Annotated in this window: 20 protein-coding genes; 8 read left to right on the plus strand and 12 right to left on the minus strand. The window is 36.7% G+C overall.

Annotated features, from left to right (window positions below; all coding sequences use genetic code 11):
• From Q0546_RS04845 to Q0546_RS04875, 7 genes are all read right to left on the minus strand, one after another.
• A partial coding sequence (locus tag Q0546_RS04845; protein WP_298791026.1) for a DEAD/DEAH box helicase family protein occupies positions 1-2,953 on the minus strand: 2,953 nt, incomplete at its 3' end.
• Positions 2,954-2,965: 12 nt separating this feature from the next.
• Positions 2,966-4,831, minus strand: a complete 1,866-nt coding sequence (locus Q0546_RS04850; RefSeq protein WP_298791028.1) for a site-specific DNA-methyltransferase — start codon at positions 4,829-4,831, stop codon at positions 2,966-2,968.
• The gene (locus Q0546_RS04855; RefSeq protein ID WP_298791030.1) at positions 4,824-6,470 is read right to left on the minus strand and encodes an ATP-binding protein; all 1,647 of its coding nucleotides are present in this window, start codon (positions 6,468-6,470) and stop codon (positions 4,824-4,826) included. The genes Q0546_RS04850 and Q0546_RS04855 overlap by 8 nt, the downstream gene beginning before the upstream one ends.
• Positions 6,467-7,132: a DUF4391 domain-containing protein gene (locus Q0546_RS04860; protein WP_298791031.1), complete on the minus strand. Its 666-nt coding sequence runs from the start codon at positions 7,130-7,132 to the stop codon at positions 6,467-6,469. Before Q0546_RS04860 ends, Q0546_RS04855 begins: the two co-directional genes overlap by 4 nt.
• 11 nt (positions 7,133-7,143) lie before the next feature.
• On the minus strand, positions 7,144-10,380 hold the full coding sequence (locus Q0546_RS04865) for a helicase-related protein (protein ID WP_298791033.1): 3,237 nt from the start codon (positions 10,378-10,380) through the stop codon (positions 7,144-7,146).
• Between the two features lie 217 nt (positions 10,381-10,597).
• Entirely contained in the window at positions 10,598-11,317 is a 720-nt protein-coding gene (locus Q0546_RS04870) for a hypothetical protein (protein ID WP_298791035.1), read from the minus strand.
• 74 nt (positions 11,318-11,391) lie between these two features.
• Complete coding sequence (locus Q0546_RS04875) at positions 11,392-11,649, minus strand: hypothetical protein (RefSeq protein ID WP_298791037.1); 258 nt, start codon at positions 11,647-11,649, stop codon at positions 11,392-11,394.
• Between the two features lie 145 nt (positions 11,650-11,794).
• Between Q0546_RS04875 and Q0546_RS04880 the strand changes: the two genes are divergently transcribed.
• From Q0546_RS04880 to Q0546_RS04890, 3 genes are all read left to right on the plus strand, one after another.
• On the plus strand, positions 11,795-13,273 hold the full coding sequence (locus Q0546_RS04880) for a DUF2779 domain-containing protein (RefSeq protein WP_298791039.1): 1,479 nt from the start codon (positions 11,795-11,797) through the stop codon (positions 13,271-13,273).
• Positions 13,274-13,329: 56 nt separating this feature from the next.
• Positions 13,330-14,538, plus strand: a complete 1,209-nt coding sequence (locus Q0546_RS04885) for a PD-(D/E)XK nuclease family protein (protein WP_298791041.1) — start codon at positions 13,330-13,332, stop codon at positions 14,536-14,538.
• Between the two features lie 183 nt (positions 14,539-14,721).
• On the plus strand, positions 14,722-15,054 hold the full coding sequence (locus Q0546_RS04890; RefSeq protein ID WP_298791042.1) for a hypothetical protein: 333 nt from the start codon (positions 14,722-14,724) through the stop codon (positions 15,052-15,054).
• On the opposite strand, the gene Q0546_RS04895 is transcribed toward Q0546_RS04890, so the two are convergent.
• The 4 genes from Q0546_RS04895 to Q0546_RS04910 are packed head-to-tail and all read right to left on the minus strand — an operon-like array spanning position 15,036 to position 17,967.
• A complete protein-coding gene (locus Q0546_RS04895; RefSeq protein WP_298791044.1) occupies positions 15,036-15,611 on the minus strand; it encodes a metallophosphoesterase family protein in 576 nt (191 codons plus the stop codon). The genes Q0546_RS04890 and Q0546_RS04895 overlap by 19 nt on opposite strands.
• A gap of 16 nt (positions 15,612-15,627) precedes the next feature.
• Entirely contained in the window at positions 15,628-16,164 is a 537-nt protein-coding gene (locus tag Q0546_RS04900; protein ID WP_298791046.1) for a Fic family protein, read from the minus strand.
• 13 nt (positions 16,165-16,177) lie between these two features.
• A complete protein-coding gene (locus tag Q0546_RS04905; RefSeq protein ID WP_298791048.1) occupies positions 16,178-17,095 on the minus strand; it encodes a WYL domain-containing protein in 918 nt (305 codons plus the stop codon).
• Between the two features lie 53 nt (positions 17,096-17,148).
• The gene (locus Q0546_RS04910; RefSeq protein WP_298791051.1) at positions 17,149-17,967 is read right to left on the minus strand and encodes a Sir2 family NAD-dependent protein deacetylase; all 819 of its coding nucleotides are present in this window, start codon (positions 17,965-17,967) and stop codon (positions 17,149-17,151) included.
• 105 nt (positions 17,968-18,072) lie between these two features.
• On the opposite strand from Q0546_RS04910, the gene Q0546_RS04915 reads away from it, so the two are divergent.
• Positions 18,073-18,882: a hypothetical protein gene (locus Q0546_RS04915; RefSeq protein WP_298791053.1), complete on the plus strand. Its 810-nt coding sequence runs from the start codon at positions 18,073-18,075 to the stop codon at positions 18,880-18,882.
• Between the two features lie 17 nt (positions 18,883-18,899).
• Here Q0546_RS04915 and Q0546_RS04920 read toward each other — a convergent pair whose 3' ends face one another.
• Positions 18,900-19,697 (minus strand): agmatine deiminase family protein, encoded by a 798-nt coding sequence (locus Q0546_RS04920; protein WP_298791055.1) that lies wholly within the window; start codon positions 19,695-19,697, stop codon positions 18,900-18,902.
• Between the two features lie 134 nt (positions 19,698-19,831).
• On the opposite strand from Q0546_RS04920, the gene Q0546_RS04925 reads away from it, so the two are divergent.
• The 4 genes from Q0546_RS04925 to Q0546_RS04940 are packed head-to-tail and all read left to right on the plus strand — an operon-like array spanning position 19,832 to position 23,481.
• A complete protein-coding gene (locus tag Q0546_RS04925) occupies positions 19,832-20,419 on the plus strand; it encodes a hypothetical protein (RefSeq protein WP_298791057.1) in 588 nt (195 codons plus the stop codon).
• 14 nt (positions 20,420-20,433) lie between these two features.
• Positions 20,434-21,477: a hypothetical protein gene (locus tag Q0546_RS04930; RefSeq protein WP_298791059.1), complete on the plus strand. Its 1,044-nt coding sequence runs from the start codon at positions 20,434-20,436 to the stop codon at positions 21,475-21,477.
• A 31-nt stretch (positions 21,478-21,508) separates the two neighbouring features.
• Entirely contained in the window at positions 21,509-22,834 is a 1,326-nt protein-coding gene (locus Q0546_RS04935) for a PD-(D/E)XK nuclease family protein (protein WP_298791062.1), read from the plus strand.
• Positions 22,835-22,863: 29 nt separating this feature from the next.
• Entirely contained in the window at positions 22,864-23,481 is a 618-nt protein-coding gene (locus Q0546_RS04940; RefSeq protein ID WP_148789157.1) for a hypothetical protein, read from the plus strand.
• Positions 23,482-23,535 lie beyond the last annotated feature (54 nt).

The following is a 23,535-nucleotide window of genomic DNA, read 5'->3' on the forward strand; positions in this document are numbered from 1 at the left end:
CGCAGTGAATTTTGGACTCTTCGACTTGGCGAAGCTGCATAGAGTTCATAGACCCTTTAGTCTCCGCAACAAAATAAATATGCTTAATATCTCCCTCATAAAATGCAATCGCCCAGTCTGGATTGTATTTTCCTACAGGCGTGCTTATATAAAAGCCACTTGGAAGCTTAACATAAACGGCAACGTCATTACTTGTATCTAGTTCCATTGCAAAAGCTTTTTCATTGGCCGAATCATATACGACATGATCGTAAAGATGTTTTTTTGTTTTAATCGTATTTTTGTCAAGCTGACCTTTTATCGTAGGATCCGTAAAAACCGCAGTATCGTATTTTTCATCTAACGCATTATAGGTAATATGCTCTATAATTGCCGTAGCCTTTTGATCATTTATAAGAGCAGCCGCTTTTATGATAAATTCCTCAGGATTTGACTTAAATTGTTCAAACGTAGTCTGCTTTATCCCTCTAAGAATTTGAATAATAGCTTTTCTAGTAAGCCCCGTCTCGTCTACTAGTTTTCCGATCAAATCATATTTAATGCTTGAATTTAGGGCTATTGCATGGTTGTAGTTTAGAGATTCTTCTTTGACAAAGGACTCTCCAGATATCAACTCATCTTTTGAGCGAATTTGCTCCATTGCTCCAGTTTCGACTCTAAAGTAAATTTTTGAAACTTGCAAATTCTTATCTAAAGACTCAATTGCCTTTTTTACAAGCTCATCCGTATCAAAGTTGACTACATATACGGATTTTGAGTTGATCTTGCTCCACAGCTCCTTAAATTCAGGCATAGCAAGTTTATCTTCATCTACTGATAGCTCGACGTTGTTTTTGCGTGCATCTTCTGGCATCATCGCTTTGCTATCATAAACAGAATCGATAATCGCAATGACAGATTGAGCAAAGTCAACCACTTCATCAGCAAGCTTTATATTGCCATTTACCTTGTCTGCATAATATTTATCAGTTAGCGATCCTTGCTTGTCTATATAGCCTTCCGTGCGTAAGCAAACGTATATTTCTCTAGCGGTATCATTAGTTATCACGTCGCTATTACCGCTCGAGTCAACTATAACTTTACCGGTAAATAGCTCAGGCGTTACCGCCTTCGGCCTATCCGAAATAGCCTGGGCAAGCTCGCTTTGAAGCCCTTTGGCAAAACTATCATAGCTTTCGCTAGCGATAACGGTAAGTATGTTTACGTTGTGAACATCACTTCCAAGCACATTACTATCCATACGCTCGCCATTTTGATTTACGCAAAGTCTAAGCCCGCGACCGACCTCTTGACGTTTTCTTGTTTCGCTAGTACTTTGTTTTAAAGTGCAAATTTGAAATACATTTGGATTATCCCATCCTTCACGAAGCGCAGAGTGCGAAAATATAAATCTAACAGGGGACTTATTTGGATCTCTATCAAGCAAAAGCTCTTTATTTTTCATGATAAGATCGTATGCATCGACGTCATCGGTCGTAGTTTCTTTGCGACCTACTTTAGGATCAATCATATTTCCTTTTTTGTCAATAGAAAAATATCCCGCATGCGTACTTTTAGCGGGAATTAGATCAAGATACTTCAAATAATCACTCTCGTTTGTGTCATGTTGTAAATTTTTGATAATATCTTCGTATTCTTCTTCAAACATACCAGCATAAGCACCGTTTGTGGGCTCACCAGCTGCATCATATTGCCTATATTTGGCTACTTCATCGATAAAAAATAACGAAAGCACCTTGATGCCTTTATAAAAAAGCTCGCGCTCTCTTTGAATGTGTGAAATGATAGTCTCTCTTATCTGTATTCGGCGAAGCTGATCCTCGCTTACTTTACCGATAACATCTCCGGCGTAAATTTTAATGCCGTTAAGAAATTCCACTGAGTCATCGCGTCCATCGATTTTTGAGATAATAAAACCCTGTTTATACTCCTCTAACTGACCGGAGTTGTCATATAAGTTGTATCCATCGGTTACCGTTTTTGTGATCTTGCGGATGCCGCTTGCGCCCTTGCAATCAAACTGGATGGTAGCGGTCGGTGCGGATTTTGAAAGATTGATACTCTCAAGATAGACATAGCCCTCCGTAGCCGTGCTAGCTGATTCTGTGATGCCTTTGACTGCTATTTTCTTAACGAGACGTTTATTATATGCCTCCATCGCGTCTAGGCGGTAGATCATATTATAGATACTATCGCTTTTATGCGTTGCAGAGTATCGAAGTGTCATTAGTGGATTAAATTGCTTTAAATTTTCCTTTGTTTGTTTACCTTCCACGGATTGGGGCTCATCGATAATAACAATAGGATTTGTCTTTGCGATAATATCTATTGGCCTGCGAGAGCCAAACTCATCAAGCTCCATGTGAATTCGTCTTGCGTCTTTTCCTTTTGCGTTAAACGCTTGAGAATTTATGATCATAACGTTTATAGAGCTATCCGATGCAAAATCATTTATATGTCTAAGCTGGGCGGAATTATATATAAAAAAGTGAACCTTTTTACCGTATTCCTCAGCAAAATGCTCCTGCGTCATCAAAAACGACTTATATACTCCCTCACGGATAGCGATACTTGGCACGACGATGATGAATTTACTCCAGCCGTAGTGCTTATTTAGCTCAAACATCGTCTTGATATAGGTGTAAGTCTTGCCGACTCCCGTTTCCATCTCGATCGTTAGATTGTATCTACCTTCTAGTTTGGCTGAAGGCTTTATTTGATTATCTCTTTGTAGTTTTTGTATATTTTCTAAGATGATTTTGTCATTTAGTTCAGGTACAATTTTTTGATTGCTCCAGCCGGTAAAGTCCTCAAATTCTAGCGTTTGTTGGTAACTCCCCGCACCCTTATCTATAATGTAAGTCGGCGTTAGATATGGCTGCCCGGCAAATACACCCACTACGGCTTTGGCAGCATCTGCTTGAAATTTTTGATGCTTAAATTGCAGTTTCATATCGCTTGCTCCTTATATGACTTTTACCCTAGTATCAGGCGCAAGCAGTTTAAATATCTCCGCTACATTGATCTTTGACGGACTATTTGCAAAGCTACTATCTCTAAATACCGCGCGAAGCGGGCGTTTCTTTGCGATCTCTTTTATCACGCTCTCAGCGATATTTTCATCAAAGCAAGCGATTAAATCTCCATCGTTATAATTATGCACCGTGCAGCCTTCGATCTTTTCGCAAGCGTATGGAAGCGATAGCGGAAGTCCCCACTCTAGCAAACAACCAAAAAGCAGGTCTAGATCGCTCCTATCAGGTTTTACGTTTGACTCAAGCGTAGAAAGTAGGTCTTGGCTATATTCGCTTGGGCTATAGTAAACATCTCTCATATTTGTATCGTCTAGCTTAAGCACTCTAAAGCCGATATCTAAATTTTCAATGCCCTCTTTATCTTTATTTTCTTCTAAAATTTTCTTACCGGCACGGCGTATGCGCTCTTTGCCTATTTCGCAGATGTTTTTATAGCCCGCTTTATAGGCTTCGCTTGTTTCATCTGTCTTTTCGGGAAGTTGCACCATGATAAATTTACGATTTCCGCCATCTTCGGCATTTAGTTGCATTACAGCATGAGCGGTTGTAGCTGAGCCTGAAAAGAAGTCTAGGATAATATCATCTCCATTAACTACTAAATTTGTAAAAAAAGTAATTAATTCAATGGGTTTGGAATAATCAAAAAAATTTTGAAGTTCTAATTTTTTTAAAGCCAATGAGCCTTTTGCTGTTGTGCCTATATCATCTAGCAAAAGTGTTTCAAATGGCGTCAAAGAAATTCCACTTGGAAAATTACGGTAAATACTGTATTGTCCATTTTTATGAATTAGTTCTAAATTTCCATTACTCAATAACTCTTCTGCTTTTTCTTTGCCCACTCTCCATCTACCATCCGTACCGTCTTCTCTTACTGGAAATACTACAATACCATTAATTTCAATTGGATAATACATTGAAGGTCTATCTTCTTTTCTGTCAGCTTGACCCCATTGTCTTAAATTTTCTTTTCTAGCATCAGAGTGTTTTTCTATCATTTTAAACGAAATTAAAGAAGATAATTTTGAATAACATAAAATATATTCATGTGTGATTGAAACTGTAGAGGTGGTTCCAACTTTTCCTAATTTGGATTTCCAAACAAATTCTGAAACGAAATTTTGTATCCCAAACACTTCATCGCAAATTTTCTTTAAATTTGCCTGTTCGTTATCATCGATACTGATAAAAATCACTCCATCATCGCTAAGCAAATTTCTTGCAAGCAGTAGTCTTGGATAGATCATAGAGCACCAATCAGAGTGAAAACGGCCGTTGCTATCTGTGTTTTTAAACATGCGGTTGCCAGCCTCATCGATCTCGCCTGATTCGCTTGCGTATTCGTCGCTACTCATCTTAAAATCATCGTTGTAAATAAAGTCATTTCCTGTGTTGTAAGGCGGATCGATATAGATCATCTTTACCTTGCCTAGATAGCTCTCTTGCAAAAGTTTTAAAACCTCAAGATTGTCGCCTTCTATGTATAAATTTTCCGTTTTATCCCAATTTACGCTCTCATCTTTGCAAGGTCTAAGCGTCTTTCGTATTGGCTTGTTTGCTTCAATGATAGACGCCTTTTTGCCAACCCATGTAAATTCGTAAGCTTCGTTGCCGTCTATGACCTCTTTTGATAACATCTGCTTTAGTAGCTCGAAATTTATAGCTTTTTTATAGACCTTGTTTTCCGCTGTACTTTTTTCTTCATCTAGCATTTCTGTGATGCAATTAGGAAACAAAGCCCCAATCTTCTCAATATTTTGAGCGGTAATATCTGCGGTCTCCATTCTCATTTTATCCATTATTAATTCCTCCGTTATTTTTATATCCAAATATTTCTTCTTCTAAACGTTTATACACATCCATATCTTGAGTAATTAGGGGACTAAGAGTATCACGGATAAATGTGTCTGGAGTATTTCCGCACTGCGTGAGCGAAAGATGTCGTTTTAATGCCGAATAGATATCTCCGCGAGCAGACTTGTAGTCATCTGGCGCGTTCCCTCTGTTTTTAGAATCATTAATGGCTTTTGCTTTTTCACTTAAACATTCTTCATACTTTTCAGGTTTTTCAACCGACTCACATAATTTCTTAATGACTTCATCATCAAATATATATGATTCCAGATTGCGCATTTTCAAGACCTTGATTCCCATCTCTATAAGACTGGCTACTTCTTGTGGACTACGATCATCACGGTCAACTATCTTAATAACTTGGGTGTTTTTGAGTAGCGTTTCTATTATTTGCCCGCTCTTTTTTTCAATATTTTCTATATCATTACATGAGCCGCCGGAAATAAATAATGTTTCTGGGTGAGTATTGGCAAAAATAGTGGAATAAATCGTCTTGTCAAAATCCTTGCGTTTTTCGCCATTGGGATTACCCTCGCAAAATACAATTGTTTTTGGCAACATTAGTTTTGCAAAATCCCCAAAGGCAAGTTCGTAAAACTTATCCATTATTGCTTTACCTATTTTTGTAGGGCGAATAACTTGTTCTGTGTCAAAATCTCTTTCGCCAAAGTCCAAGAAAATAACTGTACCAGGATTCTCTTTTTCAATTTCCTGTGCCTCTTGAAGCATTCCTATCGAATGCGTTGCGAGCAAAAGTTGTGACTTTCCTGGAATAAGTGAAAAAAGCTCACGCAATACCTTTCCTTGTAATTTAGTGTGCATATGGGTTTCCGGTTCATCAATGCAATAAACAGCATCTGGGTAATAATTTGACTGCACAACCATGTCTAGTATTAAATCAAAGGCAGATTTTTCTCCTGCAGAGAGGTTGCGATAACTGAAATTTTCGGTGGCTCCCTTTGTAAAATAAAAGTTTCCGTTATTAAGTGGCTCCCCAAGAGATGAAAACTTTAAATCTTCAAAAATACGCTCTATCGCCGCTCCTACTTTTCCGGTTAATTCCTCACGCAAAGAAGCAACGGACTTGGCATTATTCTTGCTATTAAATATACCCGAAATTGTATATGCAATAAGCCTCTGATAATTGGCGGAAACAGTTTGATCGTTTTGAATAAGAGAATCTAAGCGTGCAGATTCAGTTGGATTTTGCTGCCTATGCATAGAATCAATCTTAAAATCAGGTTCGTTTCTATACGCACTTCTGAAATAAAAGTGCCCCTTTATTTTTTCTTGATTATCGAAGTTTTTATCATAAAAGTCAATCTTAACAAGTTTTGATGTCTCTGTATACCAATTACTATCAATAGCCTTATTAAAATTTCCTGTTTTTCTTAAGTAATGATAATCACCGATATTTCTATATCCTATATATTGATAGTAATGGTTCAAAGCTTCCATAAAAGATGTTTTTCCTGAGCCGTTTGGCCCTACCAAAACCACTAATTTGGCTGTTTCTGGAATATTTTCAACGATTAGATGAGTAAAACGTTTAAAATTCCTCAACTCTATCTGTTTTATCTTCATGAAATATTCTTAAACTCCTTCCTTAATTTTTTTAATTCCAAATTGATTTCTATCTGCCGATTTAGCTGTTTTTCTTTGCGTATTTTGGACTCTAGTGCTAAAATTTGTCTTTGTAGCAGCTCCTTTTGCTCAGACCTAGCTACGGAGTCTTTAAGACTTTCATCTGAAACCATTTTTTGCAATGTTTCGCCGGCTATTTGGCGAACGAAATTTTCATAGGCTGCATCAAGGTTTAACCCATCTAGTTTCAAAGGCAAATTTTGCTTATCTAGCCAATCGGTATAGTAGTATGAATTTACTTTAAAAGCCCTGTTTCCAGATGTAGCAGCCTCTTTATAGCTAATACAAGCCTTGTATCTGCCCTGATACTCTAAGATAAAAACTATATGATACGGCACCGCTCTATCTATATGGCGCAATAGCTCATCATCTAGGTTTGGGCTCTTTAAAAATATCTCAAAGACTTGGATCTCTTTTACGAGACTGCCATCTGCAAGGTTGGTAGTAGAGGACGCGATTTTATTGCTCCAAAGAATTTTATCTACTTGCTCTATAAATATTTTCTTTAAAGCAGGCGATATCTCTAAATTTTCATAAAATTTCTGTTTTGGGATTTTTATTTTTTTGTTAAATTCCGTGCTTTTTGGTAACTCTATAGCCATAGATAGCTCCGTTATTTTATAACCAAAAAGCAGATCAGCTCAAAATCATCTAACCCTGATATAGCAGACATCAAAGCAGAAGTGCCGCCGGCTGAGAACAAACTATCTATATCGCTTTCTTCTTTTTTGTCGATAATGGAGCTAATTGCTTCGCTTAATAGCTTTGACATTTTACTCATATCTTTACCGTCGTTGGTTTCGTGATTAAATTTCTGACACAGGTGAGAAATAGGCTCTTTTTTTCCTCTGCAAAGAAGCCTTAAGCTATCTAATATGCTTTTTGGCTCAAGATAATCGCAGACAATATCGCCATCGGTTCCTATATATACCATATAAAAAGGGTGAATTCTATTTCTGTTGTCGATATTTACGCTGTTATTTACATTTTTAAGTATAAAAATAACGCCTTCTGGTAGCTCATTTGTAGCTGGAACAACGGCGTGTAGTCCTTTTGGCTTATTGTCCATATCGCCGTTATTTTTTACGTATTCTAGTAGATCAAGCCTAAATTCATTAAGGCCTAAGTCCATGATCGAAATGCCTGTGGCCATATCCTCGATATCCACCACCTCTTCTTGAAGCTTTTTTAGCTGTTGCTTGCGGTATTCAAGATCGCCGTTTTCTTCTGGATTTATCAAATCATCATCGCCCGTAGAGGTCATGATGGAAATTTTCATTCTAGTCTCAACACGTGCTTTTAAATTTATATACTCATCCAAATCCATATCCGGCCAGAAATTTACCAGCTGAATAACTTCGTTTTTACTTCCTATGCGGTCTATGCGACCAAATCTTTGAATAATACGGACTGGATTCCAATGAATATCATAGTTGACGAGATAGTCGCAATCTTGCAAATTTTGGCCCTCAGATATACAATCTGTGGCAATTAGTATATCTATTTGCGTTTTATCGTTAGGCATTATAAGGTCTTTGCCTTTAGATAAAGGCGAAAAGCATGTCAATACGTTATTTAACGTGGCCTTAAATCCCTTAATGGTCGTTTTACCGTCGATAGACCCGGTAATGACCGCCGTATCAAGACCGTATTTTTCTTTGATAAAGCTACCGACATTATCGTACAAATACTCCGCCGTATCGGAAAATGCTGAAAAGATTAGGATCTTTTTGTTTTCACGATTGATCGGATTTTCAATTTTTGCAGACATAAGCCTAAATAGCTCTTGTAGCTTGCCATCATGCTCAGGGGTAATATCGCTTATCATATCATCAAGAAGCCCTAGTATCTCCGCATCTTTAGTAAGTTCGGTCTTCCATGTCTTATAGTCCATATCGGCAAGATTGATTTTGACCTTTTTGCCCACAGTGAAAAACTCGGTATTACTATCATCTACATCAAATTCATAATCTGAAGTCTCCCACGCATCTATATCTGCGATGCCATTTACTTCAAACATTTCTATCGCATTAATCGTAGTATCTATATAAGATTTTATTCTTTGCAAGGTTAGTCTGAAAGAATTTATGGAGCTTTCTAGGCGTTTTAGTAGATTAATACTCATAAGCTTTCTAATACCCTGCTCGCGGCCTACTTGGGTTAGCTCATCGCCTTTATTGTGCGTTAAGTCGATATATTTTTGCACTCTACTTGGGAAAATGTAATTTGAAGGCGTGTATATACATAGCGATAGCATCATCAAGTGCTCATAAATTTGATTATAGTTTATGGCCGTGCTTATATCCGTAAGCTGCGGCCTAAGCGAAATAGGCTTATTTCTCTCCGGGAATTTACCGACTTCTGCCGTGTCATAATATTTTTCAATATGTTTTCTAGAGCGAGCAATAGTCACGCTATCAAGAAGCTCAAAAAAATCAAAATCCAAATTTCGTAATAATTGATCCGTAGTCCTTTGCTCAGGATCAAGCTTACTCCAAGCGCTAAACGCTCTTTGAGCTTGCTTGAAAATTTCCTCTATTGTTTTATCGGTATCTAGTTTTTTGTTTATGTATTCAGAATCGCCCTCGTAAGCGATGGCTAGCTGATTTTTTAAATCAATAAAGCGATTATTTACAGGAGTTGCAGATAGCATTAAAACCTTTGTCTTAACGCCGGCTTTTATGATCTTATCCATTAATTTTATATACCTATTTTCTTTTGTATTAGAGTGAGTGCCGGTGCCGTTGCGGAAGTTGTGGGATTCGTCAATCACTACTAGATCATAATTCCCCCAGTTTAGGCGATCTAGATCTAAGCCGTTAGAAAAGCCTTGTGATCTTGATAGGTCGGTGTGAAATAAGACATCGTAATTTAACCTATCTGCGGCAATTGGGTTGTTTATATAGTTATCTTTATATGTGTTCCAGTTTTCTGCTAATTTCTTTGGACATAGCACGAGAACGCTTTTGTTTCTATTTTCATAGTACTTAACGACAGCCAATGCGGTAAAGGTTTTGCCAAGTCCTACGCTATCGGCAAGGATACATCCGTTATATCGTTCTAGCTTAGAGATAATGGCAAGGACTGCATCTTTTTGAAAATCATATAGCATGTTCCAAATTTTACTTTGTTTGAAGCCCGTAGCCTCATTTGGAAGTTCATCTTCGGAAATATCATTAAGAAACTCGCTAAAAATATGATACAAAGTCATAAAGTAGATAAATTCCGGAGAATTTTCCTTATATGCGGCAGTGATATTTTCAATCACGACATCAGTAACATCTTGCAGTGTTTCTTTGTTGTTCCACAGTGATTCAAAAAGTGCAATATAATGATCTGTCAAGGCGGCTTCATCAAATCGATTTACGGTGTTGTATATATTATTTCCGCGTTTATACCCAATATCTATTGTTGTAAATCCATTGATGGGAATATAGACGGTTTTATTTGTTTTATTTATTATGGTAGCAAATCCTGAGCTCATACCCGCATCTGTAGTATTGGATTTAAATTTTGCTTTTTTTCTAATCCACTCGGCGCACTCTTTAGCAATTGATTTTTGCGTCATTTCGTTGCGTAGCTTTAACTCAAATTCCGTACCGTAAAGGCTATTTTCTCGGTTTAACCTTGGAATATAAAATTCACGCTTTTGTTTTTCTGTTTTTTCAGTTACAAATGTAGGCGAAGTAAAAATAAAACGACATTCACCTGCCGAGTCCAACTGTTTTTTTAGTTCTTGATAGGCGTATATAGAAAAGCAAGATGCGACAATAGATATCTTGCTGCCTTTTTCAATGGTGACCTTTAAATCGTCTCCAACAATATTATTGATGTTGTCAAAAACTTGCATAAATTTACTCCAAAAACTGTATATGAATGTGAATATAGCATAGTCGTTATTTTAACATTATTGTTTATGGAATACAAAAATATCCAAACAATATCAATGAATTTATTGCAAATAAAGTCAACTATTAATTCTATAGTTATTTAAAGTACTTACTGCATACTTGTTGGTTAAATTTAAACTTTAAAATCTAATATTTGCCTCTAACCAAAATTTCTTTTTAAATCCAAGTATAATAATCCTCTCTTGCTAGCCAATAATCAAGCGAATTAAAATCGCTATACTCTTTTTCATAGTCTATGCTTTCTGCCCAGTAGTCATAACACTCAAGCTCTTTTAGTGTTAGCCTTATCTCTTTTCGCTCAATATGCTCATACCTAAAGCTTATCGCGCGTTTTAAGATCTCTCTTATAAATTTTCCATCGCTGCTAAATTTTAGTGCCGTGCTTTTTAAAACAGCTATGACATTTTTTATAAATACACCTTTATAATAAGCCACTCCTAAAGCCTGAAGTAGCATTATCTTTGCCTTGTCGATAACTCCATTTTCATAAAAAATTTCTGCTATTTTTATGCATATTAGCGTATCTGTTTCAAAGTAAATTTCGTTATCCCAAAGGCCAAATTCGCTTGATATTTTATGCAAACATATATTTTCTTCTACACTACAGCCATTATAAGTGTCAAACTCGGCATCAGGTCTTAAAAACCACTCAAATTTTATCTTTGCATTTTTGCAGATGATGTAAGTTTGCCAGCTTCTCATAGAAGCTCTTATGGCGTAGTTAAATAGCTTGTGCTCGAGTTTTACGAAGTAGCATTTGCTTTTTAGTGGGATTATCTTCACTACTTCGCTTTTTGAAATTTTGTCCGCGATCTCTTTGTAGTATGAGAGTGGTTTTATCTCGCTTTTGATATATCTTTCTACATCATTGGCCACAACGAAAAATTCTTCTTTTGTTGTGGCGGTTTTTATGAGTTTTTTGAAAACTTCTCGAGCCCATTTATGAAAGCTTATGTGTAAAAAAGATCATCCTCTAGTTCATATACTCGCCCAAATATCTCGGCGCTTTTGTTCTTTTGCATGAGCTTAAATATAGCAGCTGCACCAGCTATGCCGTTTTCAGGCCTGCCACACATCGTGCGGTATATCCATCTTGCACAGACGAAACATTGATTTGGTGCATCATTTAGCAAGTGACCTAACATATCCTTTGCTTGCTTCTCTTTGCCAGCTTCAAATAGCTCTTTTATCTGTCTGATCTTTTTCATCGCCACTCCTTTTTGGGATGAATTTTAAAGTAAAAAATGGACAAATTTTATTCCTATTATGCTGCTATGATCTCACAAAAGGACGTTAAAATAAAGATCTTTTTGACGATATATAAAAATAAAACAAATTTTTAAGGCATAGACAATGGCACTATCTAAATCCCTCTACATTCGCGGTCTTCAGTGTGAAAAGAGCTTGTGGTTAAAAAAGAAAAAACCTGAGGTTTTGCAAGCTCCAGATGATGGCGCACAGGCGATATTTGACACTGGTACATCAGTAGGCGAGCTAGCCTGTGAGCTATTTAGTGGTGGCGAGAGGATAGAATACACTGGCGACTTTGGCTCGCAGATGGCAAAGACCAAGGAGCTTATGGGGCGCGGCATAAAGGTGATCTACGAGGCTACTTTTTGCTTTGACGGCATCCTCGTGATGGTCGATGTCCTTCGTATCTGCGAGGACGAGCTTATCATCAACGAAGTAAAGAGCTCAACCTCGGTAAAAGACGTCTATATCGATGATGCAAGTATTCAGTACTACGTCATTAGCTCGCTTGGCTACAAGGTGAGCGCCGTAAATATCATCCACATAGATAATAGCTACGTAAGAGGCGAGAAACTCGAGCTTGATAAGTTTTTTCACACCGAAGACGTGACTGAGCAAGTAAGGAAAAAACAAGCAGACATCCCTCAAGTTTTAAGTAAATTTGATGAAATTCTTAGCAAAGACGTTGAGCCAGATATTGATATCGGCCCTCGCTGCTCAGACCATTATAATTGCGACGCTTGGGAGTACTGCTGGCGCAAGCAGCGAGGCATACCAGAGTATAGCGTCTTTAACATATCTAGGTTAAGAAGCGATAAGAAATTTGAGCTTTATAAAAACGGCGTAGTTAAATTTGAAGATATCAAAGGGCTGGATAAATTTAACGCCTCTCAGCAGATACAAATCCGCTCTGAGCTCTCTGGGGAGCAGATCATAGACAAAGAGGCTATTAAAGAATTCATAAACACGCTTAGCTATCCGCTCTACCATCTTGACTTTGAGACCTTTCAGCAGGCCGTACCTGAGTTTGTGGGGCTTAGTCCGTACGAGCAGATACCTTTTCAGTTTTCTATCCATAAAGATGATGGCAAGGGAAATTTAGAGCATTTTGAGTTCTTGGCTGAGGTCGGGGCCGATCCTAGATATGAGCTAGCGCTAAATTTGATCAAATTTATCCCACAACATGCCTGCGTACTAGCCTATAATATGAGCTTTGAAAAAAGGGTGATAAGACGTCTTGCTGAAATTTATCCGCAAATTTCAAACGAGCTTATGGCAATACACGACAACATAAAAGACCTGATGGCGCCATTTGCTAGCAAAAGCTACTACCACCCAAAGATGCAGGGCAGCTACTCTATAAAATACGTCTTGCCAGCGCTCGTGCCCGAGTTTGAGTCAGCGTATAAGGATCTAAATTTGATTCACCATGGCGGCGAAGCGATGCAGGCCTATGAGGCTATGGCGTATATGCCAGCTGATGAGCGAGAGGCCTATAAAAAGGCACTTTTGGCATACTGCAAACTAGACACGTTAGCGATGGTTAAGGTTTTAGAAAAACTAAGAGAAATCGTGCACTAAGACAAAAAATGTCCAGTTTATTAGATATAATGTTTTAAAAATAAAAGGGGAAAAGTATGAATATAGAAAAACTTGAATCTATGTTAAAACAAATCAAATTTCTAAGCGACAAGTTAGAAGCTAAAAAGTTGCGTGGCAATAACGACTATAACTTATTTTTAGCACTTCTAGATATAAACGATGAGGTTCGGTTACATTCTCGATTTATATATTCGCTTTTAGATACAAGTTCTCCACACTACCAAAAAGAGCTATTTCTAGAGCTTTTTATAAAAGCGTGCGGACTAGATGATTTTGGACTAAATTTACAAACCGCAAAAGTCTATAAAGAGTACGAAAATATAGATATCTATATAACCGACGGCACGAAGCATATTATCTTAGAAAATAAAATAAATGCCGGCGATCAAGAGGCTCAGATAAAAAGATATATAAAAACCGTCCAAAAAGAAAACGACGGCGAGGCTGAAATTTATGTGCTATTTTTATCGCCGCAAGGGCGTGAGCCTAGCGACTATAGCTTGGATGGACTAAAAATCAGCAATAGTAAAATATTGGATGAATACGGCAATGAAGTAGCTAAATTCAAGGCGATTTCATATAAGGAAGAAATAATGAAGTGGCTTGGCTCGTGTCTTGATGAGGCTGGGAATTTGGCAAATTTAGCCGCCGTGATATCGCAATACAAAAACGTAATTGAAAAAATTTATGGAACCTATAAAGGAGTAGAGATGGATACTGAGGAAATAAGTAAGATAATACTAGAGAACTATGATATAGTCGATGAAATAAGAAATAAATACTTTGATATAGCCAATGCAAATAGGCTTAATGAATTTATGTCAAACGTAAAGACCGAACTTGAAAAAAGATTATCACAAGAATGGTGCGTAGAAATAGAAGAGGCTGATACTAGAAGGTATTTTGAACCTATAAGTTTTTATAAATATAGTTGGGGCAATGAGCATATACTAACTTTTACTCTAGAATTTGATAATAGAAACTTTCTAAATCCATACATTGGACTTGCTTATGATATAGATAAAATAAATAAGGCATACGTTGATAGTATACAAGTTAAAATTTCTAGCGAATGGAATATAGGTGCGAGATTTGCCAGATGGAAATGGCTAAAAAAAGATCAATTTTTAAGAGAAATAGTCGTAAACAAATATAGCGAGTCGGAGCTGGTTAATGAACTAATAAAAATGAAAGACGAGCTAGAGCCATTGGCTGATGAAGTCATTAAGTTAGCTATAGTATAGGTCAAACAGTTATGTTTGGATAGATGGTCGTCTCAATTGCTAATGCTAATGTAAAGAGTTAGTGGTTGGATGACCGATCTTAACTTTATCCATTTCTAAACTATGCCAAAAGCTCTTATAAGGATACTTTATAGACAAATTTTGTCCATTTTTTTATTTACAATAAAGGGATAGGAGTAAAACATGACCGAGCAAGAACTTTGGCAAGAGTATGATGAATTTTCTTTTTTGGCGCAGGCTAAATCAAGCTATGATTACGTAAATAATGCTAATTTTACGAAATATAGCAACACTGAGATGTCAAAAGATTTCTACAGGCAAGCTGTCAAGGCATTAAGCAACCCTAATGATGTCGTTACTGAGGCTAAATTTATACTGCAAAATCTAAAAAACGACTTTGGCTGTGAGAGCGAATTTATAAAAGAGATATGCTTGCAAATTTTAGATACAAAAATGACGCCATACGAGCATCAAGAGGTGGCTAAAATGATAGAGAGCTATAGCTCTATCGCTTGATAAAATGGCTCTTTTGCGCCATTACTTGCTGAGTTATAAATTTTAACTCCGTTTAAAACGTCCGTGCGAGATTTTGGCTCATGTATATGCCCACAAAGGATGATCTTTGCATTTAAAAGATTATTTTTAATAAGCCTTGCAAGCTCTATATCTCCGTGATCCTTGCCCTTTTTGCTGATGCTCGTATTTGTCTTTGCTGGGGGAACGTGAGACAGCAAGATATCGCACTCCGCAAATTTAAGCAGATCATCACACAAGTAAGGCACGCAGCCAAATTTAACGCCGTTTATAGTTTTTATGGTGCCATCAGAGTATATGCCTTTTATAGAATTTAGCCAAGATGGCGGCATATCGTGGTTGCCAGAACATACAAACACCGGTTTTTTAAGGCTTTTTAGCCACAAAGCAGTTTGCTCTTTTTCTTGTGCGCTCTCTTTGCATAAAAAATCACCGCTAAAACAAAAAATGTCAAATTTGTCTTGAAGGGCTAAAATATAGTCAAAATAGCCAGCATTAAAGTGCAGATCGCTAGCGTGAAAAAGTTTTAAGCCACTCATTTGTATCTATCAGCCTTTATCCCCCAAGTAAATTTGTGATCAAATTTACAACCATATCTTTTTGTTTTGGCTCGCTTTGAGCTACAAATAATGCAAGTGCAACAAGGGCGTTGTCGCTCATCCTGCGCTCGCTATTACTTTTAAAAAGTAGCTTGCATTTTGATAAAAACAGGACAAATATAAATGATCCGATGCGCTTGTTGCCGTCGCTAAATGGGTGGTCTTTGATGATGTAGTAGATCAAATTTGCCGCTTTTTCTTGTGGGCTTGATAAAAGATCACGTCCGCCAAATGTCTGGTAGATATTTTTTACTATCCCTTCAAATTCATCTGCCTTTTGAACGCCAAAGATATTTGACGCCTCGCCCTTTTTTATAAGCTCTATTTTTAGCTCATCCACTGCCGTTAGCGCCTCGTCATATCCAAGGATAAAATTTTCGCCCACTTCGCTTTTGCAAGGTCCAAGTGAGCCATCATCAAATTTTTGCAGTAGCGACCAGCTCTTTTTATAGTATCTGATAAGCTCTAGCGTATCTTTATCGTTGCTGCTCATAGCGCCTCTTTGGTTAGAAATTTATCTCTTTTAGATACTCGCTAACGTCCTTTTTGACCTCGTCGGCTAGCTCTTTTGGCTCAAGCACCTTGATAAATGGCAGGTAGTAGTATATGAGCGGTTTTATCTCCATTATGTGCGTAAATTCTATCTCTATCTCGACTGAGCCGTCGCTATCTTGACCAGTTATGCGCTGCTTTGCGTGTGGTTTTCGCTCAAAGTATTTTGCCACTTCTGGTGCCAGCAGTAGCCTTGCTGTTTTTGGTGCTTCTAAGTTTGCCCATGCCGAGTTCATCGCCTTTACACGCTCATCTAGCTCGCTACTTAGTTCAAATTTCTCCCCGCTATGCTTTATATCTTTTATGCTTTTTAGGTGAAATTTCTTAAATTTATTGCCTTTTTTGCTATCAAGCAAGAGCAGATACCAAAATCCCTCAAAAAGTGCTAGCTTTAGAGGCTTTACAAGAAACTCAAAGCCGTTATACGTGCATGTTATCTCCGCTTTTTCTCTTATGGCATCCTCAAGCGTTTGAAAATTTACGAGGTCATACTCGCTTAGCTTTTCGTTGTTTATGTTTGTAAGTATCGGGTGATTTAGCTGCTGAGAAATTTGCTCTAAAAGCACGTGAGCCTTGCTGTAAAAATTTGAGCCCATGTTTTTTGCCACGTTATCAAGGATATTTAGCACCACTCTATCATCGCCGTCTAGCCCGTCGCTCGCATCCTCGTCGTTTAGGCTCCAGTAGTGCCCCTTTTTGACGGCGCCATACTCTTTTAACGTGTCGTAAAGGTCGCGCTGGATGGTCTTTGAGGTCACCCCAAGCATGGCTGTTAGCTCTTTTATCGTGTGCGGTCTCTCTCTTAGCTTTAGGGCTATAAAATTTATGCGTTCAAATTTGCTGTTTTCTTGTTTGGTTATGATGGGTTTCATTTGGCCTCCTAGTTTGGGGATTATATCCAAATTAGGACTAGAAGATGTCTTTTCTAGCATAATATCTGCCTAAGACCATCTAGCGCGCCACATTTTAGACTTATGCCGATATACTCTGAGATATAGTTATCTCGTGGGTTTATGCGGATAAGCGTTGCTTTTTTGGATCGTTTGACAAATTTCTCACCAAAATTTCTAATTGTTGGCACCGCAAGCCCAGCGCCTAGCTCTATGATCACAAAGCGGCTATCTTTGTTTTGCTCTAGCCATGCTTCATATCTTTTATATTGCTCGTTTATGCGCCTTGTATTTACCATCCAGTCGTAAAACATAACGATATTTGGGCGGCTCACGCAGCCACACTCTGGGCAAACTGGCATATCTAAAGCGATAAATTTCTCTTCATCTACTCTTATATCGCTACAAGTTTGCCATATAGCGCCATCACGCTTGTGGATGCACTGAGAGTAGTGGATCGAGCCATGGCACTCGTAAATTTTCTCTTCGTTAAAGCCAGCCTTGGCAAAGTGTCCATCGACATTTGAAGTATAGACGAAGTAGTTTTCGTTTTTACTTTTTACAAGATCTAAAAGCAGCCTAAAGCCCTCGTGAGGCTCTGTATTTTTGTATAAATTTAGCCTGTGACCATAAAATGCCCATGCTAGCTTTGGATCATCTAAAAACCACTGCGGATTTGCCATATCTTCAAAGCTTAAATTTTTATCCCTTAAAAGTGGATACGCCCTCCAAAACCCCACATCTCCCCTAAAATCAGGCAATCCACTATCCACACCCATGCCAGCACCTGCTGTGATGATGACCGCATCGGCCTCTGCGATGATCTTTTTGATCCTATCTATCTTCTCTTGCATTTTGATCCTTTTAAAGAAATTTGGATAATTGTAATGAACTGATCAGACATTTTTGTGTCCGCTCTCTTTTGGTAAAATAGTGAAAATTTTATAGGAGAGTAAAATATGATAGAGAAATTAACGCTTAGAACAAGAGCATATATTTTAACAGACAAGAGATTTGAGAATTTTGTATCTAATTCTGATGACTGGTTTTATGCTGAAAAAGACGATGAAAAGGTGATTGTAAAAAGTATTTCAAAAAGAGCTGACAAGAAATATAGGCTTTTACTAAAAAAAGAAATATTGGAAAAAGTTAAAAATAATGTCAATGTAATTATTGGATGCATTGATGATAATAAATTTTATAGGCTTGAGCTTGAGATAAAAAATTTTGATGCTGATATAGAGGTGCTTTTTAATGATAAATTTGAAATTTGTAAAAATGGGGATATTGTAAAAGTAACACAAAAAGATATGATTGACTTAAATATTGAATCATTTACTGATTATGCCAACAACGATAGAAGAATAAATAGCCTAGCTACTGCGGATAGAATAGAAGGTTTTGGTGGAAGAGATGAATTTTTAAATTGGTATAACAATCAAGAGAAAAAATGCTGCTACTGCGGCGTTAAAGAAGCAGACCTAAAAAAATATTTTCATAGTAAAAACACACAATATGAAGAAGCAAGACCAAGAGGAAAATTTTTAGAAATTGAACGAGTGATAACAGCGCCAGAAAGTGAAAATAAATATTCAAAAGAGAATTGTCGTTTGGCTTGTTATATTTGTAATAATGCAAAAAGCGATTTTTTGTCGGCTGAGAGTTTTGAGCCTATTGCCAGAGGTATAAACAAATTTTGGAATAACTATCTAAACAAAAATGTAGAATTTCCAGAAGATTTTGAATATTGGAGCAAAAACAAAAACTAGCAAACAAGGCGGTAACTCTACCGCCCAAATTTCTCTGCCGTTATGCAGTGTAGCGCTCCGCCAAGCTCTATGATCTCGCTTAAATTTATCGTCTCTACCTTATAGCCACTATAAATTTTCTTAATCTGCTCCAACGCAATATCGTCATCGTCTATGCCATATATTGGAACTATTAAAATATCCTTAATTTTAATAAAATTTAAGTAAGCGCCCCAGTCTCTCTTTTTAGTGAAAAATCCATCTTTATACTTCATAAATTTCACATCCAAATCACTCTTTTTAAGGGCTTTTATAAGCCTATCATTAAAGCTTTTGCTCTCGTTTGAAAAGTCATTTATCAGCACGCTATCTTCATCTATCCACCTAACCATGGCGTCGCTGTGTCCTAGCATATCGTAAGGCTGTCTTGGTATGATGATGAGCTCATTTAGCGCACATTTTTGCTTTATAATTTCAGCTATCTCGGTTTTTGTCTTCAGTGGATTTTCTCTAAAAATTTTATCAGTCATGATGGCTTTAGCTCCAAACCTTACGAAATTTCCGCCGTCTAGGACTAAATTTATATGCTCTTTTGATGGCTGGATCTTTGTTCTTAGATGGCTATATTTTTCATCTTTTAGGTAGTCTGGATCGTAGTCGTAAGAGACAAGGCGCCAATCATCAAGCAAAATCGGCATAAAGTCTCTCATCCAAATGTCTTTAGTCTCTAAAAACTCGTATTTAACCCCGTGTTTGTCAAATATCTGACACAAGCTTTTGGCTGTTTTGGTGTGGTGCTTTGCCAAAAGCGCGGAAAGTAGGATGGTTGGCTGCATATTTGCTCCTAAATTTGATAGTTTTTGTGAAATTTTACTAATAAATTTCTAGACATTTTTTGTCCATTCTAGTTGCTATAATTTCACAGATCGCAAAAAATGTATCGGCGATAAAAATCAAAAAAGGATAATCAATGATCTACGAGCAACTTAAAATTCTCACACAAAACAGCGATAAAAAGGCGCTCTCAAAAGCACTTGGCTATGTTAGAGAGCAAAATTTCACAAGAGCACTTGCAAATTTAGAGGCAGCAAAGAGCCTTGATGAGTTCATCACAAAGGGGCACTTTGACTGGGCGCATAGCTCAGAAACGCTCATCCTAGCTCTTAGCAAGCACTTTGCCCTTGACATAGACGCTGAGCTTAGCGAGGTGCAAAAACTCTACAACGAGCGAGTGAAATTTAGAGGCTCATATATCTATATAGATACGGATTTTAGGCGCAAGGGCGAGCCTATATTTGCCCTTGCTATGGCGCAGCATCTAAGATATATCAGCCTAACGCCATTTTTAGATGAGCTTTGTTTTAAAGCATTGCACGAGCAGCTAAAAGTCATCTCAAAGATTACCAAAAACTACTATCAAAAAACGAAAACTCTGCCTATGTTTGGAGCTATAACTGGCTTTAAGCTCTATTTTCTAGGCAAAAATTACTCGATTGATACGGATGGAAATTTTACAGATAAAGAGATCGCTGAACAAGTTGCGACGATTAAATTTTAGATAAAGGAGAGGTTATGAATTTATCAGGACGCTATGAGCGCATTCACAAATGTTGCAGATGTTGCAGGATTTACTATGCGGATTATATTATAGACGAAAATGTGATGCTGGAAAATTTAGCTAAAAACTTAAGCCAAGATGAGCTTGACTGGCTTTTGCAAAACCACACAGAGCTTTGCCTGAGGGTAAATCACCATCTTTTTGAGTACGACGATCTGGCTCGTTCAGTATTTTTTAAAAGCAAAAAGAGGGGCCTTGCGGTAAAAATTTACAAGATCGCACAAAGCTTTTGTAAAAGTGGCATGGACTACTCTTTTTTGGCGATAGCAATATACAAAAGCTTAAGAGCTAAAAAGTGGTGCAAGGAGCTTTTGGCTATGGCAGAAAACAACATAAAAGACGGGCTTTGCCTTATAAATATGCTAAATTTTATAGAGATCAAAGTCTTGTATGGGAAAAAGGCTGAAAATTTCTTGCAAAACGCACTAACGACGACAGATTTTAAGGCGGATTTTTATCTCGATATGGCGCTGGAGCTAAAACAAATAGGTGGCTTTGATGAGTTTACCTATAAATTTTATAAAAAGTGCATAGAGAAAGACAAACATGACTTCTATCTAAGTTATGCTCACGTTTTTATAAAAGACAGAGGCGAGCTAAAAGTACTCGGTATAAAACCAAAACAAAAAGAGCCAAAAAAGGTCGTGGCCTCAAAAGAGCATAAAAGTAAAGACGAATATTTAAGCGAGCTAAGAGATACGAGCGACTTTTATAAATTCTACGATGTTTTAGATGATATGGCGGAAGAATTTGGCAAGCAAAGATGGATATTAGAGCTTTATAAAGACGGCGAAATTTATGCCAAAACCGCGGCCGATTATGCTTATGTGGCAAGTAGCGTTATGATGGATTTTAAAGATAAAATTTATGCAAAAGAATTTTTAGATAAAGCCGTGAAACTCTTGCCAGATCCTAGAGAGACGTTTTTTGTGCTTGATATCTTAAAAGAACTTGGCGAAAGGGTGGGCGATCGAGATAGTAAAAAAGGGTATAATTGACATGCTGTAAATTAAATTTAAAGGAGATGTGGTGAATGATTTTTGTGATAGAGATAAAGTGAATGATTTTTTTAATGGCATGGATAAGTATGTACAAAAAGAGATAGAAAATAGCCGTAGAAATGAATCTGATAGATCAGACTACAATATCTTTTTGGCGCTTCATAAAAATAGTGATGAAGTTAAACATACAAGATTTATTCATTCATTATTGGATCCGAATGGTTACCACTATTTGGGCAATGAGTTTTTACGTAAATTTTTAGAAGCTTGCGACATTGATGATTTTGATATTAGCAGTGTTGAAGTGAATATGGAGGAGGGAAATAAAGAATATGGGTATATGGACCTTTGTATAAAAAATGGTAAAAAATGCATAATTGTTGAAAATAAAATTTATGCAAGAGATCAAAATAGCCAAATGGAAAGGTATATAGGTTATGTTTGCAATAAATATAAATATGAACTTAAAGATATTCTCTTTGTATATCTTTCTTTAGATAGAGAGAGCGTATCAGATAATAGCAAGGGTGATTATAAAAATAATGCTATAAAATATATTTATTATTCAAAAGAGATAATAAATTGGCTTAAAAATTGTCTTAAATCAAAAATCACAGCTAGCCTTAAGTTTTCTATAGAGAGGTATATCGATGTTATAAATTCGATTTATGGCAAGCATACATACGTAAAAGATGAAGCAAGTTACAGATATATAGAAAAACACTATGATAAAGCTGTAGAAATTTACAAAAACCATAACAACTTGGATGATTCTTTAATAAAAGAACGTATAAGTACGATAGAAGCTACTACAAATAGGATTATAGATGGCTTTATGAATTATCTATCAAGCGAATTTAAAAAGTTTAGAAGAGATGATTTGGTTGCTATTAGTAATATAAATAGCAAATATCGCAAAAACAATACTTGGCTTGAAATATATGACGAGGCTTGGTGTGACGACAAGAACCCGCAGGATGAGAAATTTATACTATTTACAGTTTTTAACATAGATAATCAACTCTTTGTTGGAATAGATACGCATAAAAATATGTACAGAAAAGGACTTAAATGGCAAGAAATTTGGTCAATCATTAATCCGAAGGATGTGTCTTATGGCAAAAAGAATTTCTTATTATATGAAAAGCTAGAAATTAATAAAAATGTAATTTTATATGTCAAAGAAGATTTTGCAAAGGCTATACTAAAAAAAGAAATATCGGCTAGCGAGTTATCTAAGAGCATAAAGAAGTTTGTTGATAAACACAAAGATACAATAATTAAGATAAACAATAATAAAAAAGATAAATTTTGGAAAATGGTAAAGGAGAGGCTCGAAAAGGTAAACCGCTAAAAGACACTAAAAATAAAAATGGAGCAAACATGAAAAGATTCTGGGGTCTTAGGCCATATATGGAGATTAGCGATTTTATATCGTCTGTAAAGCCAAAACAACTGCTTTCTAGCGAATTTAACGATATCTTGTCAAAATGTGAGGATTTTAGAGAGTATTTATATTTGGCAAGACTAGCTTACGATGAGCTTGAAGATGGCGAAGATAGGCAAAAGATAATAAAAACGATCCTAAAAAGGGCGCTACAAGTATGCCAAGGTCCTTGGGGCTATTTTCATGTAGCTAGAAGTGTCTATGAAAATTTAAACGATAAAAAGCTTTCTAAAAAGATCATCGTAAAACAGATAAAAAGATTTAATATAAGTGATTATTTCTTGCTTTGCAAACAAAATATACTTAGTAAAAAGCAGATTAAAACAGCTATAAAAAGCGCTTTAAAATCGGGTATGAATAGACAAAGATTTTTAAATTTCTTAGATTTCTTAAGTAGGATAAAAAGGTACAAATCGGTATGCAAAAAATTTTATAAAAAGGCTGAAAATTTAACCGAGGGCAAAGATGCATACGACGAAGAGTGCTTGAAAGTAGAAGAAAGGGCGCAGCAAAGACTGGAGCAAATACGCAATAAAAACACTAAAACTAAATAGCAAATTTAAGATGTAAATACATAAATTTAGACACAACCTGTCCGTTTTTGCCAT

The organism is uncultured Campylobacter sp., from assembly GCF_937997465.1.
In the GTDB taxonomy this organism is placed as follows: Bacteria; Campylobacterota; Campylobacteria; order Campylobacterales; family Campylobacteraceae; genus Campylobacter_A.

What these genes read in the sequence shown, in the direction of transcription:
- Q0546_RS04850 (WP_298791028.1), bottom strand. Translation starts at nt 4,831, where the DNA reads ATGGATAAAATGAGAATGGAGACCGCAGATATTACCGCTCAAAATATT.
- Q0546_RS04855 (WP_298791030.1), bottom strand. Translation starts at nt 6,470, where the DNA reads ATGAAGATAAAACAGATAGAGTTGAGGAATTTTAAACGTTTTACTCAT.
- Q0546_RS04860 (WP_298791031.1), bottom strand. Translation starts at nt 7,132, where the DNA reads ATGGCTATAGAGTTACCAAAAAGCACGGAATTTAACAAAAAAATAAAA.
- Q0546_RS04865 (WP_298791033.1), bottom strand. Translation starts at nt 10,380, where the DNA reads ATGCAAGTTTTTGACAACATCAATAATATTGTTGGAGACGATTTAAAG.
- Q0546_RS04875 (WP_298791037.1), bottom strand. Translation starts at nt 11,649, where the DNA reads ATGAAAAAGATCAGACAGATAAAAGAGCTATTTGAAGCTGGCAAAGAG.
- Q0546_RS04880 (WP_298791039.1), top strand. Translation starts at nt 11,795, where the DNA reads ATGGCACTATCTAAATCCCTCTACATTCGCGGTCTTCAGTGTGAAAAG.
- Q0546_RS04885 (WP_298791041.1), top strand. Translation starts at nt 13,330, where the DNA reads ATGAATATAGAAAAACTTGAATCTATGTTAAAACAAATCAAATTTCTA.
- Q0546_RS04890 (WP_298791042.1), top strand. Translation starts at nt 14,722, where the DNA reads ATGACCGAGCAAGAACTTTGGCAAGAGTATGATGAATTTTCTTTTTTG.
- Q0546_RS04895 (WP_298791044.1), bottom strand. Translation starts at nt 15,611, where the DNA reads ATGAGTGGCTTAAAACTTTTTCACGCTAGCGATCTGCACTTTAATGCT.
- Q0546_RS04900 (WP_298791046.1), bottom strand. Translation starts at nt 16,164, where the DNA reads ATGAGCAGCAACGATAAAGATACGCTAGAGCTTATCAGATACTATAAA.
- Q0546_RS04905 (WP_298791048.1), bottom strand. Translation starts at nt 17,095, where the DNA reads ATGAAACCCATCATAACCAAACAAGAAAACAGCAAATTTGAACGCATA.
- Q0546_RS04910 (WP_298791051.1), bottom strand. Translation starts at nt 17,967, where the DNA reads ATGCAAGAGAAGATAGATAGGATCAAAAAGATCATCGCAGAGGCCGAT.
- Q0546_RS04915 (WP_298791053.1), top strand. Translation starts at nt 18,073, where the DNA reads ATGATAGAGAAATTAACGCTTAGAACAAGAGCATATATTTTAACAGAC.
- Q0546_RS04920 (WP_298791055.1), bottom strand. Translation starts at nt 19,697, where the DNA reads ATGCAGCCAACCATCCTACTTTCCGCGCTTTTGGCAAAGCACCACACC.
- Q0546_RS04925 (WP_298791057.1), top strand. Translation starts at nt 19,832, where the DNA reads ATGATCTACGAGCAACTTAAAATTCTCACACAAAACAGCGATAAAAAG.
- Q0546_RS04930 (WP_298791059.1), top strand. Translation starts at nt 20,434, where the DNA reads ATGAATTTATCAGGACGCTATGAGCGCATTCACAAATGTTGCAGATGT.
- Q0546_RS04940 (WP_148789157.1), top strand. Translation starts at nt 22,864, where the DNA reads ATGAAAAGATTCTGGGGTCTTAGGCCATATATGGAGATTAGCGATTTT.